This is a genomic window from Microbacterium sp. TWP3-1-2b2 (assembly GCF_049896145.1).
GTDB lineage: Bacteria > Actinomycetota > Actinomycetes > Actinomycetales > Microbacteriaceae > Microbacterium.
This window is the reverse complement of the sequence record NZ_JAFCTS010000005.1, coordinates 1-239: the sequence shown is the minus strand read 5'-3', so window position 1 is coordinate 239 and position 239 is coordinate 1. Positions and strand designations below refer to the sequence as shown.

The 239-nt window shown below is 69.5% G+C and carries 1 pseudogene; it reads right to left on the bottom strand.

Annotated features, from left to right (window positions below):
- Positions 1–239: pseudogene (locus ACP7AR_RS17500) on the bottom strand (potassium-transporting ATPase subunit B); the annotation flags it as partial.

Sequence of the window (239 nt, the reverse complement as noted above, 5' to 3'; positions counted from 1 at the left end):
GTCGAGCCCGGCTTGGCGGTGATGCGCACCTTGATCCAGTCGGAGACGACGGTGGTGCCGCCGGTCACGGCCGAACGGTCGCCGCCGCTTTCGCGGATCACCGGGGCGCTTTCGCCGGTGATGGCGGCCTCGTTGACCGAGGCCACGCCCTCGATGATCTCGCCGTCCGAGGCGATCACGTCGCCGGCCTCGACCAGGATGATCGACCCGACCTCAAGCTCGGAGGCGTTGGTCGGAAC